This is a genomic window from Sphingopyxis sp. H050, assembly GCF_001468265.1.
GTDB lineage: Bacteria > Pseudomonadota > Alphaproteobacteria > Sphingomonadales > Sphingomonadaceae > Sphingopyxis.
Genome location: NZ_LNRZ01000005.1, coordinates 252,574 through 268,035, shown reverse-complemented (window position 1 = coordinate 268,035; position 15,462 = coordinate 252,574). Strand labels below are relative to the sequence as shown.

Sequence of the window (15,462 nt, the reverse complement as noted above, 5' to 3'; positions counted from 1 at the left end):
CGTTAAGACCGGCCGCATGACGAGATTTTCGGTCAACGACCGGCCGGTCGAATATCGCATGGACCCCGAAACGCCCCTGCTGTGGGCGCTGCGCGACGCGTCGAATCTGACTGGCACCAAATATGGCTGCGGCACCGGCGAGTGCGGCGCCTGCACCGTCGACATCGACGGCGAGGCGATTCGCAGCTGCATGGTCACCATCGCCGAATGCGAAGGCCGCTTCGTCACGACGATCGAGGCGCTGTCGCGCGACCGCAGCCATCCGGTCCAGCAGGCGTGGGTTGCGGAGCAGGTGCCGCAATGCGGGTTCTGCCAGTCGGGCATGATCATGGCGGCGGCCGCGCTGCTGCGCGGCAACAGCAACCCAAGCGATGCCGAGATCGACGCCGCGATCACCAATATCTGCCGCTGCGGCACCTATCCGCGCATCCGCACCGCGATCCGCCGCGCCGGACGGGTGCTGCGCGGCGAGGAGCGGATCGCCGCCGCGCCGCCGCCCGGCATCCGGCCACAGGATGCCGCGGGCGCAGTGCCGGCGCTGCGCGTCCCACCCCCCGAATGAGGGCTGCCGTTCATCTAGCTGAACCACAGGCAACAGCATGGTTCAGCCATGATCCATATTGCCAATCGTAAATTTCGATTCATCTTCCCGGCTGGTGTCTCCAGCGCATGGGACATGAGTTGGAGTGGACGGACATGAAGAAGACTTTCGGAGGGTTGCTGATCGCTGCAACGATCCTGACCCCCATCGCGCCCGCCGCCGCGCAAGCGACCGGCGAGCGTATCCAGATCGCCCAGCGCGGCGATCGCGGCGGTGGTGACCGTGGCCCGCGCGGACCCGAGGTTCGCCGGGGCGGCGACTGGGGCGGCAATAATGGCGGCCAGCGCGGTGAACGCGGGCGCCCCGAACGCCCGCAGCAGGTCCAGCAGGCACCGCGTCCCGATCGGAGCGAGCGCGGCGGCAATGGCTGGAACGGCCAGCGCCAGCGCGGCGAAAACGGCCAGCGCCAGTGGCAGGGCCGCGGCGATACGCCGCGCCCGGTCGTGCAGCAGCAGCGCCCCTCCCAGCAGCAGGCCGAGCGTCAGCGCGGCACCTATGATCGCAACCGCGACGGTCGGACCGATCGCCAGTGGGATCGCAACCGCGACGGCAATGTCGACCGTCAGTGGGACCGCAACCGCAACGGGCAGGTAGACCGCCGCTACGACCGCAATCGCAACGGCGGCCTCGACCGCCGCTGGGATCGCAACAACGACAACCGCGTCGACCGCCGGTACGACAACAACCGCAACGGCTATGTCGATCGGCGCTATCGCGACGGCCGCCCGGCCAACAATGGCAACTGGAACCGCGGCTGGCGCGATGACCGCCGCTATGACTGGCGCAGCTATCGCGAGCGGAACCGGAACTATTACCGGATGCCGCGCTATTACAACCCGTATCGGGGCTATGGCTACACGCGGTTCAGCATTGGTTTTTCGCTGAACTCGCTGTTCTACAGTCAGCGCTACTGGATCAATGATCCCTGGTATTATCGCCTGCCCCCGGCCTACGGCGATTACCGCTGGATCCGCTATTATGACGATGCGCTGCTCGTCGATGTCTACAGCGGCCGGGTGGTCGACGTGATCTACGACTTCTTCTGGTAATATTCCTTTCGGTTATCAGAGGTGAAACTGAGGGGCCGGTTTTCCGGCCCCTCTTTTTATAGGCCTTGCCCTGCCCCTCCCCGCGCGCCACGATGGCGGCGCAACACAGGGGAGACATCATGCGCAAATCGGGACTGGTCGCCGCCGCGGCCCTCACGCTGCTGAGCAGTACTGCGACGGCCAAGACAACGGTCATCTACGCCGGCCGCGTCATTACCGACGCCAGCAAGCCCGCCGAGGGTCCGTCGACCGTCACCGTCACCGATGACCGCATCACTTCGATCGTTCCCGGCCGCGCCGCCGCACCCGCCGATGCCGAAGTCGTCGACCTTGGCGACAAGACCCTGCTCCCCGGCCTTATCGACCTGCACGTCCATCTGACCGGCGATCCCGGCGGCGATTTTCGCGCCGAAGCCGTGGATCCGGACGAATGGGGCGTCGTCGTCGGCGCCAAGAATGCGCGGATCACGCTTCGCGCCGGCTTCACGACCGTCCGCGAGGCCGGGTCGGCGCAATATACCGCCTTTTCGCTTCGCCGCGGCACCGCCGAAGGCTTCATTGAGGGCCCGCGCATCGTCGCGGCCGGACCTGTCCTGTCGATCATCGGCGGGCATGGCGACGTCACCGGCTTCCGCGAAGACATCCACGACGTGCTCGATCAGGGCTATACCTGCACCGGCGCGGTCGAATGCGCCGAAAAGGTCCGCAAGGCGTCGCGTGCCGGCGCCGATGTCATCAAGATCACCGCGACGGGCGGCGTGCTGTCGCAGCAGGGCCGCGGGCTCGAAGGCCATTTCTCGAACCCCGAGCTCGCCGCGATCTCGGACACCGCGCATTCGCTGGGCCTCAAGGTGATGGCGCATGCCCATGGCGCACGCGGGATCGAATCCGCGGCGGCGGCTGGCATCGACAGCATCGAGCATGGCACTTTCGCCGACGATGCGGCATTGAAGGTGATGAAGGCGAAGGGCACCTATCTCGTGCCGACCCTGATGGCGTTCGAGGGCATCAAGGAACGCCTCGGCAAGGGCATCTACACCCCGACGGTCGAAACCAAGGTGCGGATGACGATGAACGACGTCGGCAAGGCCGTCGGCCGCGCGAAGGCGCTGGGCGTGCCGATCGCCTTCGGCACCGACGCCGGCGTGTTCGAGCATGGCCGCAACGCGGGCGAATTCGCGCTGCTCGTCAAATATGGGCTTACCCCGCGCGAGGCGCTGGCGAGTGCGACGACCGTCGCCGCGAAGCTGTTGTCGCTCGACGGCGAGATCGGACGCATCGCACCCGGCATGTCCGCCGATCTGATCGCGGTCAGCGGCGATCCGCTGACCGACGTGACGGTGCTCGAAAAAGTCGACTGGGTGATGGCGCGCGGGCGGATCGCCGACTGACGCGGCTCAGGCGGCGCGGTCGACGGGCGGACGGAGGAGCTTGGCCTTCGCGGCGGGTGGACCGACAAGTGCCGCCATGTCGACCGCCTGCGCGAACTGGACGCCGACGCGATTGTTATCGGACCAGCGCGCTTGTGCGTCGAGAATGATTTCGGGCGCGAATTCCAGCGTCAGCACCGTGCCGCTCGGGACATTCCACAACCCCTCGATCAGCGCCCCGCCCGACGACATGTTGCGGATGATCGCGTCATAGCGGTAACCCCCGCTCTCTATCTGGATCGTGCGGAAGGTGCGGACCCGCGGCTCGCGCGCGCTCTTGAAGCCCTGCGCGACGACTTGGCCCCCGCCTTCCCCAAGGAGCGTGAGCACCTCGGACAGGTCCATCGGACGCCCATAGATATAGCCTTGGACATGGCTGCACCCCAGCCCGCGGATCAGCGCCAGATCGTCGTGCGTCTCGACCCCCTCGGCGGTCGTTTCCATGTTGAGCGCGGTCGCCAGACCGACGATCGACGAGATGATCGCCGCATTCATGCTGCTGGGATCGGCGGCGCCGAGCACGAAGCTCTGGTCGATCTTGATCTTGTCGAACGGCGCTTTTTTCAGATAGCCGAGCGCCGAATAGCCGGTCCCGAAATCGTCGAGCGCCAAGCGGACGCCGGTGCGCTTGAGCTTCTGGAACATTTCGAGATTTTCGGGGCTCTCGTCTAGGAACACCCCCTCGGTGATCTCCAGCTCAAGCTGTGCAGGTTCGATCCGTGCCGCCGCGACCGCGCTCAGAATCGTCGCAGGCAGCTTCTCATTGGCGAACTGGCGCGGCGACACGTTGACCGCGACGCGGTAGCCGGGGCCGAGCTTCGCGATGGCGTCGCACGCCGAGCGGATGATCCACTCGCCGATCGGAACGATCAGGTTCGATTCCTCGGCGATGGGGATGAATTTTGCCGGGCTGATCGCTTCTCCGCCGTCACGCTGCCAGCGGATCAGCGCCTCGAAGCCGGTGATGCGCTCGCTGCCGACGTCCACGATCGGCTGGTAGAGCAATTTGAGCTCCTCCTTCGCGAGCGCGTCGCGCAGCGCGTCTTCGATCGCCTTTCGTTCGCTCGCCTGATTGTGCATCGCGTCGGCGTAGAAGCGATAGACGCCGCGCCCTGCATCCTTGGCTGCATACAGGGCAAGGTCGGCATTGCGGACGAGCGCCGACGAGGTCACGCCGCCGCCCTCCGACACGGCAATCCCGATCGACGAGCCGATCCGCACCTGCTCGCCCTCGATCGCGAAAGGCTTGGCCAGGCTCAGGATGATGGCGTTGGCGACGCCCGACAGCTTTTCGGCCTGCGTCATCTGCGGCAGCACGATCTGGAACTCGTCGCCGCCGAGCCGTCCGACCTGCCCCTTGTCGCCGACGATCTGGGTCAGCCGCCCCGCGACCTGCTGGAGCAGCTGGTCGCCCACGGGGTGCCCGAGCGTGTCGTTCACCTGCTTGAAACGGTCGAGGTCCATCAGCAGCAGCGCGCAGGGCTGTGCTTGGCCCATATGATTCTTGAGCGCGCGTTCGAGCAGGTCGGTGATGTGGAGGCGGTTCGCGAGGCCGGTCAGCGTGTCGTACCGTGCCAGCTGATTGATCTCGCGCTCCGACCTCTTCTTGTCGGTCAGGTCGGTGCCGCTGCCGCGGAAGCCCTGGAAATTGCCGAGTTCGTCGCTGATCGGGTGGCCCGAGATCGACCACCAGCGCTCGTCGCCCGGCACCGCCGCGCGCACCGTCAGTTCATTGAATGGCGTCCGCGACGAGAGGCTGAAGCCCAGCGTGCGCTCCTCACGGTCGTCGTCGCCGAGGCGCTTGCGGATGATAGCGGTGAAAGGCCGACCGAGAATCTCCGCCATCGGCAGGTCGAGTTTTGCCGCGACCGTCGGCGAAATATAGACGAGATACCCGCTGCGGTCGGTCTCCCAGAACCAGCCGCGGCCTGCGCGCTCGAAATCGCGCATCAGACCGAGCGCGCGCTGCTGCTCGCTGATCGACAGCCGCTTGGCCCGCGTCGCCCGGCGCTGGTGCCGGACATCCTCGCGCATCATCACGATCAATAGCCCCAGGAAGACAAGTCCCGCGACACCGAAGGGCCAGGACGCGATGCCGATCGCCCCGCCCACCGCGGTCGCGCCGGCGAAGGCAAAGAAAGCCGGTCGCGCAATTGCCACCGCCGACGCGGCGACGAGGATCGCGCCAAGCTGGATCGACGAGAAGGAGTCGAAATAGAAGCGCCCGTCATGAACCGCCACCGCGGCGAAGGTGCCGGCCGATGACAGCATCGTCCCGACGACGATCAACGCGAAGCAGACAGACAGCGCCATCGGCGCCCGATCGGCGGAAAGCGCCTGCGGACGCCGCGAAAGCTGGCCGAACACCGTAAGCACCAGGTCGCAGCCCAGACCCGCCGCCATCGCGATCCACTGCGACGGATGGCCCAGGAATCCGTCAACGCCGGGAAAGAAGGCAAAGGCGAAGAACGCGAGCGCACGGGCGATGAGCACATAGTGCCACAACTGCGCGACGCGCATCATGCGGGTGACGAATTGGGGCGTCATGAGCAGCGGTTCGCTATCCGGCAAGCCGCGCGCTCCCGGTCCGGCCAGGTTCCGCTTTATCCCCAAATTTCGCTCAATCTTTCCGTCTGGTCGAGGCGCCATCCTGTGTCGGGAAGGGGTTTCCAAATCCTTACCGCCGCCCCGCCGATGCCGCCGTTTCTGTGCCATAACGGAAGGGGTTGGGTTTCGCTTCGCAACGGGTTAGGGTGGCGCATGTCCGCCGTGCGCCTGTTGCCTCCCGACCGCTTTTTCGACCGCGACGCATGGCGCGCGATCACCACCGCATCGCGCTGGCACGGCCCTTGGCTCGTCGCGCATGCGTGGATTGTCAGCATCGCCGCGGTCGGGCTTGCGGCGTGGAGCGGCCATCCGGCGGCGTGGCTCCTTGCGATCGTGCTGGTCGGCGGGCGCCAGCTCGGCCTCGCGATCCTGATGCACGAGGCCGCGCACGGCCTGCTGCATCCGAATAGAAAGGTGAATAATTTCCTCGGCCAATGGCTTACCGGCGCCGCGGTCGGGTCGGATCTGATCGCTTACCGCACCTATCACCTGCAGCATCACAAATTCACGCAGCAGCCCGAGGATCCCGACCTGTCGCTGTCGAAGCCCTTCCCGACGGCGCGCGCGAGCCTTTGGCGCAAGGCGCTGCGCGATCTGACCGGGCAGACGTTCGTCAAGCAGCGGGCGGCGCAGTTCGGATTCGCGCTCAAAGGCCTTCAGGCGATGCGCCGCGGCGAACAGGCTGACAAGGGGCCCCAGGCAAAAGGCGCCAGCACCAGGGCCGGAACGCCGTTCAACAAGCAGTCCGACGACGGCATGACGTCACCGACGATCGACGTCGCGGGCGCGATGGCGGTGACGCGCGCGGTCGGACGTTTCCTCGTGATACAGGCCGTGCTGCTCGCCGCGTCGCTCGCGCTCTATGGGTGGACGCCGTACTTGCTCTGGCTCGCGGGGCTCGCGACGACCTTTCAGCTCTACCTGCGTATCCGCAACATTGCCGAACATGCCTGCACCACGACGGGCAGCGACGATCCGTTCACCCATGCCCGCACGACCTATGCGGGCTGGATCGCCCGCGCGACGGTCGCTCCATATTGGGTGAATTATCACGCCGAGCATCATCTGTTCATGGGCGTCCCCTGCTATCGCCTGCGCGCGGTGCATGAGATGCTGGGCCGGCAGGGCAAGCATGACGCGATGACGATCGCGCCCACCTATGCCGCCGTGCTGCGGCAGGTTACGGCGCGCGGTTAACCGGCAAGCGCCAGCACGCCGTCGGCAAGCCACTGGCCCAGCCGGGCAGCCAGCTCTTCCATCGCAGCCGCTTCGCCGACCCGTTCGATCACATCGGCGCTGAGCGCGGCAAAGCTCGCACCCCCCGCCAAAAGCGAAAGCGCGGCGGCTTCGGGGACCGACAGGCTGCGAAACTTCGTCTGCTGACAATTGCGCCAGACGAGCAAGCTCACCGGCTCGGCGAACGCCACTGGCGCGGGCGGATGGTGCTCCGCGTCGAGCGCGCTCCAGATCGCCGCGCTGTTGAAATGCATGGCAAGGAGCTGCGCTGCGGGATGAAGGGTTAGCGGCTGCTCGATCCATGCGTCCCCGAGTTGGCCAACCCTGGCGGCGTCGAGCACCGGGGTATCGGGTGCGTCGAACGCGGAGCGCAGCGCCCAGTCGATCGCCGCCAGCTCCGCGAGTTCGCCGTCACCGGGAAAATGCCGGGCCAGAAATGCGGGAAACGCGCCGCCATAATAGCGCAGGCTCCGCGTCGTCGACGGGTTCGCGGCTAAATAGGCGCCTGCGACATTATCGAACTGCTCATCGCCCAGATAGGCGTGCAGCCGCTCGAAATGATCCGACAGCACGCCGATCAGGCTTGCGCGGTAATTGTTGCGATAGATGCCCAGCCGTTTGCGCGCACCGACGCGCGCATCGTCGACGATCAGCGCCTCGGCCCCGGCGTCGCCCGCGATGATCGCGGCGAGAAATCGCTGCTGAACCTCGCGTAGTGTTTCAGGCATGCACCGGCTCCAGCGCGGTCTCAGCAAGCGCCCGGGCGCGGTCGAGTTCGGCGATTACCTGCCCTAGCGGCGGAATATCGTCGTCGCGCTCGATCATCGTCGCGACGGGGCCGAACATCGCGATCGCTTGCGAATACAGCTCCCACACCGCGTCGCAGACGTCGGCATCGTGCGTGTCGATAACATAATCGCCCATGTCGCTGTGCCCCGCGAGATGGATCTGCTGGATGCGATCGCCGGGAAGCCCTGCGAGATAGTCGAGCGGGTCGAAGCCGTGATTGCGCGCGCTGACATAGATATTGTTGACGTCGAGCAGCAGCAGGCAATCTGCGCGCTCGGCCATTTCGGCGAGGAAATCCCATTCGCTGCGATCCGACGAGCGGAAGGTCACATAGGAGGACGGATTCTCGATCAGGATGCGCCGACCGAGATAGTCCTGCACCCGGGCGATATTATCAACGACGCAATCGAGCGCGGGCGCATCATAAGGGAGCGGCAGGAGGTCGTGCGTGTTGTGGGCGTTGATGCCGGTCCAGCAGAGATGATCCGAAATCCACAAGGGTTCGACCCGCCGCTCCAGCGCCTTGAGCTCCGCCAGATAGTCCAGGTCGAGCGGCTCGTCCGACCCGATCGACAGCGACACGCCGTGCATGACCATCGGATAATCGGCGCGGATCGCGTCAAGCATCGCCCGCGGCTTGCCGCCGGGCACCATGTAATTTTCGGAAATGATCTCGAGCCATTCGACCCGCTGCGGCCGGGCGAGAAATTCGGAATAATGGTCGGGGCGGAGGCCAAGGCCGAAACCCGGCGACGGCGCGGTCTTGCTTTCGGTCATGTCATCCTTCGCCCCCTAACGGGAAGACTTGGCAGGTGGATCAGGCCTTTGCCGGCCGCTCGCTGCTTGAAGTCCTGACCTTCGCAGCTGCTGGCGCCGGGGCAGCTCGTGAGGGAATTCTTCCCGGGCCGCGACGAAGCGCGGCCCGGGAAGCGAAACGATCAGCCGATGTCGCCGATGACGCCGCCGTCCGACAGGCACTTGCCGGCGGCGACCGCCTTGAAGCCATGGCCCTTGCATTCGTTCTGGCCCTTGCACTCGTGCGAGGCGGTCTTGCAGTCGGCGGTGCCCTTGCAGCTGTTTACGCCATAGCAATGCACGGTGTCCTTGGCGCTGATGGCAGCGCCCGAGCTGCCCGCGGGAGCGGGGGCGGCCATGGCTGCGCCGGCAAGTGCGAGGGCGGTAGCCGAAGCGGCGATGGCGGCCGCGAATTTGTTGTTGGTCATGATATCCTCCGAAGACAGTGGTGAGGCTCCATGGCCTCCACGCTGTTATTCGGCGGGAACGGTCAAAGGTTACGCGCGCGCGGCTTTATTCGGGATTCGATACGAACCGCGATCCGGCGCGATCCTTCACCGTGGTGGCGGGATCGAAGATCATCCCGTTCATTGCGATATAGACACCCGGCGGCAGCGTCTGCACCGCGGCGAGTGCGAAGCCGACGTTGAATTCGGCGTCGCTCGCGCGCACCGATGCGGGCTGCATCGCGCCGGTCATCACGATCGTCTTGCCCGCAATCCCCGCAAGGACCCGCCCGGTGACCGGCATCGTGTCGGTCCCGTGGGTGACGAGGATGCGCGAGGCATCGCTTGCCGCCACCGCGGCGCGGATCGTCTCCCGGTCCGCGTCGGTCAACTCGAGGCTGTCCTTGCGCATCAGCTGTGTCACGCGGTGCGGGATATGGACATTATTCTCGCGGAGCAGGTCGGGCAGCGCGGTCGGCCCCACCTGATATTCCGACAAAGCATCGAAATAGACCTTGTCGATCGTCCCGCCGGTGGTGAAAATCTCGATCACGCGCATTCGTCCTGAACCGGCAGGGCCGGCGTGCCATCGGGCGCCGCGAACGGCTGCTTGAAGGTGAAGGCTTCGGGACCCGGCCCGCTCGTTTCGAGCATCGCAAGCCGTTCCATCCCTTCCACCACCGTCGGACGATGGCCCGCGGGCACCCACCAGAGCACCTGATAGACGGCGATATGGTCGAACCATTCCTTGCGCCGCCGCATGATCGAAAGATGCTCGGGCTGGCGATAGACAAAGGCGGCCAACGCATCGAGGTCGCGCCACACCGACATGTTCGGGATGACCAGCGGGTCGTCGGTCACGGCGACGTCGGTCGCGTCGTTGCCCTCGCCGGTCAGCCGCCAGATAAAGCCGTCGCTCGCCTCGGCGATCGCGTTGACCCCGTCGAGCGCCGCCATGAAGTCGCGGTTCGCGACATGGTCGGCGGGCAGGCGGAAGCGCGCGATGTTCATCTGCGCCAGTTCGTAAGCCGCCATGCCCGTCTTCCCTATGCCAGCGCCTCGGCGATCAGCCGCCGCGTATTGTCGATCCCGAACAGCGCGATGAAGCTGCCCATGCGCGGTCCGGCACTCGACCCGAGCAAGGTCTCGTAAAGCGCCTTGAACCAGTCGCGCAGGTTTTCAAAGCCATAGACTTCGTTCTTGCCGATCTCGTACACGATATTCTGGATGTCGTCGGCCGACGCATCGGCGGGCAGCGCCGCGAGCTTCGCGTCGAGTTCGGCGAGCGCGGCGGCTTCACCGCCCTGCGGCTTGCGGCGCTTGAGCGTCGGCGCGACATAATCGCGGTTATACGCCATCGCATTGTCGATCAGCCGGTCGAGCTCGGGATAGCTCTCCGCATTCGCGCCCTCGACATATTGGCCGAGGTAGCGCCAGATCTGCTCCTTCGACGCGTCGGCGCCCATCACCCCCACGAGGTTGAGCAGCAGCCCGAAGGTCACCGGCAGTTCGGCCGAGGGCATATCCTCACCGCGCGCGACATGGACGTGGTGCACGGGATTGCCGAGCTTCTTGTCGGGCTCCTGCGCCGGATAATTGCCGCGCATCTGCAGATATTCGTCGACCGCCTTGGGGATCACGCCGATGTGGAGCTGCTTCGCCGCCTTGGGCTCGCGATACGCGAAAAAGGCCAGGCTCTCCTCGCTGCCATAGCTCAGCCATTGCTCGAGGCTCAGGCCATTGCCCTTCGACTTCGAAATCTTCTCGCCCTTTTCGTCGAGGAACATTTCGTAGATCAGCCCCTCGGGCTTCTGCCCGCCCAGCGCGCGCGCGATCTTGCCCGACTGCACGCCGCTATCGGTCAGGTCCTTGCCGTACATCTCGTAATCGACGCCGAGCGCGACCCAGCGCATCGCCCAGTCGACCTTCCACTGCAGCTTCGCGCCGCCGCCGAGAATGCTGTGCGTGATCGTCTCACCCTCATCCTCAAACGACACGAGGCCCGCGTCGGCATCGACCACCGACACCGGCACCTGCAGCACGATCCCCGACTTGGGGCTCACCGGCAGGATCGGCGAATAGGTCGCGGCGCGCTCGGCGCGCAGCGTCGGCAACATGATGTCGAGAATATCCTGATTATGACGCAGGACATTCTTCAGCGCCTCGTCGAACGCGCCCGACTTGTAACGCTCGGTCGAGCTGACGAATTCATAGTCGAAACCGAACCGGTCGAGAAACTCGCGCAGCATCGCATTGTTATGATGCGCGAAACTTTCATATTTTCCGAACGGATCGGGAATGTCGGTCAGCGGCTTGCCGAGATGCGCCGCGAGCATCTCCTTCTGCGGCACATTGTCGGGCACCTTGCGCAGCCCGTCCATGTCGTCGCTGAACGCGACGAGGCGCGTCGGCGCGCCGCCGGTCAGCGCCTCATAGGCGCGGCGGACCATCGTCGTGCGGAGCACTTCGTTGAAGGTGCCGATATGCGGCAGGCCCGAGGGGCCATAGCCGGTCTCGAACAGCACCGCTTCGCCGCCGGGCTTGCCGTCGGGATAGCGTTTGATCAGCTTGCGCGCTTCCTCGAACGGCCAGGCCTTGGACGTTTGCGCGGGCTCGCGCAGCGACGGATGAAGGTGCAGGTCAGTCATGGCGCGCGCCATAGCGGCAAGATGCGTGAATGGGAAGAAGACCGGGCGCCGGGACTACGATCCTCCCCGGAACGGGGAGGGGGACCAGCGAAGCTGGTGGAGGGGCACGTGCACTCGAGCGCGGCGCACGACCTCCCGGATGCCCGCATATCCTCGATGCCCGGCGCGATATATTCCGCCATGGAGGTTCCGCCGGTCCGCAATGCCGTAAAGGGTGATCGACCGGGCCATGTGCGGGGTAAATCATTCTCCGCGATGGCTGGCAATATGCCGTCAGCGGCGGGTTTATCGTTACCGGAAAATTTACCATGTTGAGCTTAGTCTGCCTGAATGACGAATTTCCGCTCCCCCACGGCGCGCAGCCACAACCGGACTCCGGTGACGATCGACGTTCTGGTCAATGGCGTGCTCAACTTCATCGACGGCCAGATCACCGACCTGTCGGAAGGCGGCGCCCGCATCGACGGCGCCAGCATGCCCGCGCGCTCGCGCTGCGAAATCCATTATGCCGGCGAAGTGACCTATGCCGTCGTGATGTGGTCGGAGATCGACCGCATGGGCGTCCGCTTCCCTTATGAGCTGACCCACGGGGCGCTCTACAACGCCCTCCGGAACAGGCGGCGAACGACGGCCACCGAGGCGCCCCCCGCGTTCCTGAACCAGCGCGGCGCGGTGTTCGGACGCCGCGGGTTGAGCTAATCCAAAGCGGTTCTTTTTCCGTTCGCCCTGAGCTTGTCGAAGGGCCGTTCTTTCTCTTTATTGGCCGCAATGAGCTTCTGGGCCTATATCCTCCATTGCCGCGGCGGAGCATTCTACACCGGCCACACCGAAAATCTGCCGCGCCGCATAGGCGAGCATGAATCGGGCCGCATTCGCGGCTTCACGAGCGACAAGCTCCCTGTTGTCCTGGTCTGGTCTCAGGAATTTTCGACGCGAGTTGAGGCTCTGGAGGCGGAGCGCCGTATCAAGGGATGGGGCCGCGCCAAGAAAATGGCTCTCATCCGCGGCGACTGGGAAAAAGGGCAAGAACGGTCCTTCGACAAGCTCAGGACAAACGGATTAGGTGTTGGTTTCGCACCTAGCCACCTTGCCGCGTTCCTCTTTTGTCCCTAGCATATTCCGATGCTCCCCCGCGTCGATCCCCTTGCCCTGCCCGCCATCCACGCAAGCCATGTCGGCATCTGGATCGCCGATCCCGAGGGCCGCGTGCAGCGCGTCGGGCGCGGCGAAGCGATTGCCGCGGTGGCCGCAACACCCCATCTGCTTCTCAACGCGACGCTGACCGGCGACCGGCTCGGCTATCCCGAATTGTCGGGGCTCGACCTGCTCGAACTTTTCGCCTTCCTCTACCCGGCGCGCTTCGCGGTGCCGACGCCTGCCGGGCTCGCTGCCGCGATCGGGCTCGAAGCGCCGCAGGCCGAGGAGGATATCGCGCCCTTCCTCCGCCTCGCCGCCGCGGCGATGCTCGCCAGCCTCGACGATCCCGACTGGCCCGAGCGCGAGGGCGCGTGGCACGGGCTGCAAGCGCTCGGCCGCCAGCGCTGGCCATGGGCTTCGCTCATGCAATCGCGGCTCGGGGCGCCCGACAAGGCCGACCGCTGGCTGTTCGCGAAGCTGCCCGAATGGGAGGAAGTGCCGCCGCGCCCGCAGCCGCGGCAGGTGACGGTCAACCCCGACGACGTCCGCGCGCGGCTCGACCGGCTGACCGGTGACGGCGCCGAGCGGCGTGCAGGGCAGCAAGATTACGCGCGCGCCGCCGCTACGATCTTCGCCCCGCGCGCGCGCCGCGACATGCCGCAGATGCTCGTCGCCGAGGCCGGTACGGGGATCGGCAAGACATTGGGCTACCTCGCCCCCGCCAAGCAATGGATCGACCAGTCGGCGGGCGCGGTCTGCATCTCGACCTTTACCAAGGCGCTGCAACGCCAGCTCGCGCGCGAGACCGAGAAACTCTACCCCGACGCCGCGACGCACCGCGAGAAGGTGGTCGTGCGCAAGGGGCGCGAAAATTATCTCTGCCTGCTCAATCTCGAGGACGCCTTGCAGGGCGGCTTTTCGGGCCGCGCCGCGATCCTGGCGCAACTCGTCGCACGCTGGGCGGCGTACACGCGCGATGGCGACATGGTCGGCGGCGACCTGCCCGGCTGGCTCCCCGCGCTGTTCCGCCGCAACGGCACCACCGCGCTCACCGACCGGCGCGGCGAGTGCATCTATGCGGGCTGCCCGCATTTTCGCAAATGCTTCATCGAGCGCTCGGCGCGCGCCGCGACGCAGGCCGACATCGTCATCGCCAACCATGCGTTGACGATGGTGCAGGCGGCGCGCCCACGCGACGGTGGCGCGCCGGCCACGCGGCTGATCTTCGACGAAGGCCATCATCTGTGGGACGCCGCCGACAGCATGTTCGCCGCCGCGTTGACCGGGCAGGAAGCGGTCGAAATCCGCCGCTGGGTGCTGGGCCCCGAAGGCAAGTCACGCGGACGGCGGCGCGGCCTTGCGGCACGCCTTGCCGACGTCGCAAGCTATGACGAGGCGGGCGACAAGGCGATCCAGGCCGCGATCCAGGCTGCCGGCGAGCTGCCCGGCGAAGGCTGGCTCGGCCGCATATCCGAGAACGAGCCCTGGGGCGCGATCGAGCGGCTGCTCGTCGCGGTGCGTGCGATGACCTATGCCCGCAGCGTCGACACGCGCACCGCCGACAGCGGCTACGGCCTCGAAACCGAACTCGCCGACCCCGATCCCGAACTGGTCGCCGCCGCCGCCGGCGCCAGCGATGCGATCGAGGCGCTGCTGCGCCCGCTGCTCGCGCTCGGCAAGCGGCTCGACGCGCTGGTCGAGGACCCGCCGGACTGGCTTGACGGACAGGCGCGGGCGCGCGTCGACGGCGCTCGGAACAGTCTCGGCACGCGGATCGACACGCTCGGCGCGTGGCTGTCGCTGCTCGGGCGCGTCGGCGGCCCCGCCGATCCCGACTTCGTCGACTGGCTCGCGGTCGACCGCTTCGACGGGCGCGAGTTCGATATGGGACTGCATCGCCATTGGCTCGACCCCGCCCGCCCGGTTGCCGACATCGTCTATCGCCCCGCGCAGGGTGTGCTCGTCACCTCCGCCACGCTGCGTAGCGGAAGCGGCTGGACCGACGCCGACATCCGCACCGGCGCGCGCCACATGGACGGCGGCGTCCAGCATTTCGCAGTGCCCAGCCCGTTCGATTACGCGCGCCGGTCCGAGGTGCTGATCGTCACCGACATCGCGCGCGGCGACCTGCCCGCGCTCGCTGGCGCATACAGCCGGCTGATCGAGGCGGCGGGCGGCGGCGCGCTCGGGCTGTTCAGCGCGATCCGGCGGCTGCGCATCGTCCACGCGCGCATCGCCGACCGGCTCGCGCGCGCCGGGCTACCGCTCTATGCCCAGCATGTCGATCCGCTGGACACCGGCACGCTGGTCGACATCTTCCGCGCCGACCCGCAAGCCTCGCTGCTCGGCACCGATGCGCTCCGCGACGGCGTCGACGTGCCCGGCGACTCGCTAAGGCTCGTGGTGATGGAGGGCGTGCCCTGGCCGCGCCCGACAATCCTCCACGCCGCACGCCGCGCCGCACAGGGCGGCGGCGCCTATGACGACAGCGTCATCCGCGCGCGCATCGGGCAGGCGTTCGGCCGCCTGATCCGCCGCGCCGACGATTTCGGCCAGTTCGTGATGCTCTCGCCCAGCTTCCCGTCGCGGCTGCTCGGCGCCTTTCCCGAAGGCACGCCGATCCGCCGCCTGCCGCTCGACGAGGCGGTAAATCATGTCGCTGCGGCGAATGTCGCACAAAGAAAAAGCGCCTTTCCCGCCTTTTCACCGCCCTAACTTTGCGGC

At 66.5% G+C, this 15,462-nt stretch carries 14 protein-coding genes; 7 read left to right on the top strand and 7 right to left on the bottom strand.

The features are described 5' to 3' along the window. Positions 1 to 16 precede the first annotated feature (16 nt). From ATE67_RS12415 to ATE67_RS12405, 3 genes are all read left to right on the top strand, one after another. On the top strand, positions 17 to 562 hold the full coding sequence (locus ATE67_RS12415; RefSeq protein ID WP_058816973.1) for a (2Fe-2S)-binding protein: 546 nt from the start codon (positions 17 to 19) through the stop codon (positions 560 to 562). A gap of 134 nt (positions 563 to 696) precedes the next feature. Next, positions 697 to 1,650 (top strand): RcnB family protein, encoded by a 954-nt coding sequence (locus tag ATE67_RS12410; RefSeq protein WP_058816972.1) that lies wholly within the window; start codon positions 697 to 699, stop codon positions 1,648 to 1,650. Positions 1,651 to 1,769: 119 nt separating this feature from the next. Further along, the gene (locus ATE67_RS12405) at positions 1,770 to 3,041 is read left to right on the top strand and encodes a metal-dependent hydrolase family protein (RefSeq protein ID WP_058816971.1); all 1,272 of its coding nucleotides are present in this window, start codon (positions 1,770 to 1,772) and stop codon (positions 3,039 to 3,041) included. A 6-nt stretch (positions 3,042 to 3,047) separates the two neighbouring features. Here ATE67_RS12405 and ATE67_RS12400 read toward each other — a convergent pair whose 3' ends face one another. Next, a complete protein-coding gene (locus ATE67_RS12400; RefSeq protein WP_231728145.1) occupies positions 3,048 to 5,627 on the bottom strand; it encodes an EAL domain-containing protein in 2,580 nt (859 codons plus the stop codon). A gap of 213 nt (positions 5,628 to 5,840) precedes the next feature. On the opposite strand from ATE67_RS12400, the gene ATE67_RS12395 reads away from it, so the two are divergent. Then, positions 5,841 to 6,884, top strand: coding sequence for a fatty acid desaturase family protein (locus ATE67_RS12395; RefSeq protein ID WP_058816969.1), 1,044 nt, complete (start codon positions 5,841 to 5,843; stop codon positions 6,882 to 6,884). Here the strand turns inward: ATE67_RS12395 and ATE67_RS12390 are convergent. From ATE67_RS12390 to ATE67_RS12365, 6 genes are all read right to left on the bottom strand, one after another. Next, positions 6,881 to 7,651 (bottom strand): HvfC/BufC family peptide modification chaperone, encoded by a 771-nt coding sequence (locus ATE67_RS12390; RefSeq protein ID WP_058816968.1) that lies wholly within the window; start codon positions 7,649 to 7,651, stop codon positions 6,881 to 6,883. The genes ATE67_RS12395 and ATE67_RS12390 overlap by 4 nt on opposite strands. After that, complete coding sequence (gene bufB, locus ATE67_RS12385) at positions 7,644 to 8,489, bottom strand: MNIO family bufferin maturase (RefSeq protein ID WP_058816967.1); 846 nt, start codon at positions 8,487 to 8,489, stop codon at positions 7,644 to 7,646. Before bufB ends, ATE67_RS12390 begins: the two co-directional genes overlap by 8 nt. A gap of 161 nt (positions 8,490 to 8,650) precedes the next feature. Then, positions 8,651 to 8,935, bottom strand: coding sequence for a BufA2 family periplasmic bufferin-type metallophore (bufA2, locus tag ATE67_RS12380; RefSeq protein WP_058816966.1), 285 nt, complete (start codon positions 8,933 to 8,935; stop codon positions 8,651 to 8,653). Between the two features lie 85 nt (positions 8,936 to 9,020). After that, positions 9,021 to 9,506, bottom strand: a complete 486-nt coding sequence (locus ATE67_RS12375) for an asparaginase domain-containing protein (protein ID WP_058817097.1) — start codon at positions 9,504 to 9,506, stop codon at positions 9,021 to 9,023. Further along, entirely contained in the window at positions 9,503 to 9,988 is a 486-nt protein-coding gene (locus ATE67_RS12370) for a DUF3291 domain-containing protein (protein WP_058816965.1), read from the bottom strand. Before ATE67_RS12370 ends, ATE67_RS12375 begins: the two co-directional genes overlap by 4 nt. 11 nt (positions 9,989 to 9,999) lie before the next feature. Further along, positions 10,000 to 11,601: a lysine--tRNA ligase gene (locus ATE67_RS12365; protein ID WP_058817096.1), complete on the bottom strand. Its 1,602-nt coding sequence runs from the start codon at positions 11,599 to 11,601 to the stop codon at positions 10,000 to 10,002. 330 nt (positions 11,602 to 11,931) lie between these two features. On the opposite strand from ATE67_RS12365, the gene ATE67_RS12360 reads away from it, so the two are divergent. The 3 genes from ATE67_RS12360 to ATE67_RS12350 all read left to right on the top strand — a co-directional run bounded on the left by ATE67_RS12360 (position 11,932) and on the right by ATE67_RS12350 (position 15,453). Beyond that, positions 11,932 to 12,300: a PilZ domain-containing protein gene (locus tag ATE67_RS12360; RefSeq protein ID WP_058816964.1), complete on the top strand. Its 369-nt coding sequence runs from the start codon at positions 11,932 to 11,934 to the stop codon at positions 12,298 to 12,300. Between the two features lie 69 nt (positions 12,301 to 12,369). Beyond that, positions 12,370 to 12,714: a GIY-YIG nuclease family protein gene (locus tag ATE67_RS12355; RefSeq protein WP_197411942.1), complete on the top strand. Its 345-nt coding sequence runs from the start codon at positions 12,370 to 12,372 to the stop codon at positions 12,712 to 12,714. Between the two features lie 9 nt (positions 12,715 to 12,723). Continuing rightward, a complete protein-coding gene (locus ATE67_RS12350) occupies positions 12,724 to 15,453 on the top strand; it encodes an ATP-dependent DNA helicase (RefSeq protein WP_058816963.1) in 2,730 nt (909 codons plus the stop codon). The last annotated feature ends 9 nt before the right edge of the window (positions 15,454 to 15,462 follow it).

Bases quoted from the DNA above. Each gene is read 5' to 3' on its own strand.
- ATE67_RS12350 (WP_058816963.1), top strand. From the start codon at position 12,724: ATGCTCCCCCGCGTCGATCCCCTTGCCCTGCCCGCCATCCACGCAAGC.
- ATE67_RS12365 (WP_058817096.1), bottom strand. From the start codon at position 11,601: ATGACTGACCTGCACCTTCATCCGTCGCTGCGCGAGCCCGCGCAAACG.
- bufA2 (WP_058816966.1), bottom strand. From the start codon at position 8,935: ATGACCAACAACAAATTCGCGGCCGCCATCGCCGCTTCGGCTACCGCC.
- ATE67_RS12390 (WP_058816968.1), bottom strand. From the start codon at position 7,651: ATGCCTGAAACACTACGCGAGGTTCAGCAGCGATTTCTCGCCGCGATC.
- ATE67_RS12360 (WP_058816964.1), top strand. From the start codon at position 11,932: ATGACGAATTTCCGCTCCCCCACGGCGCGCAGCCACAACCGGACTCCG.
- ATE67_RS12400 (WP_231728145.1), bottom strand. From the start codon at position 5,627: ATGACGCCCCAATTCGTCACCCGCATGATGCGCGTCGCGCAGTTGTGG.
- ATE67_RS12370 (WP_058816965.1), bottom strand. From the start codon at position 9,988: ATGGCGGCTTACGAACTGGCGCAGATGAACATCGCGCGCTTCCGCCTG.
- ATE67_RS12405 (WP_058816971.1), top strand. From the start codon at position 1,770: ATGCGCAAATCGGGACTGGTCGCCGCCGCGGCCCTCACGCTGCTGAGC.
- ATE67_RS12410 (WP_058816972.1), top strand. From the start codon at position 697: ATGAAGAAGACTTTCGGAGGGTTGCTGATCGCTGCAACGATCCTGACC.
- bufB (WP_058816967.1), bottom strand. From the start codon at position 8,489: ATGACCGAAAGCAAGACCGCGCCGTCGCCGGGTTTCGGCCTTGGCCTC.
- ATE67_RS12355 (WP_197411942.1), top strand. From the start codon at position 12,370: ATGAGCTTCTGGGCCTATATCCTCCATTGCCGCGGCGGAGCATTCTAC.
- ATE67_RS12415 (WP_058816973.1), top strand. From the start codon at position 17: ATGACGAGATTTTCGGTCAACGACCGGCCGGTCGAATATCGCATGGAC.
- ATE67_RS12395 (WP_058816969.1), top strand. From the start codon at position 5,841: ATGTCCGCCGTGCGCCTGTTGCCTCCCGACCGCTTTTTCGACCGCGAC.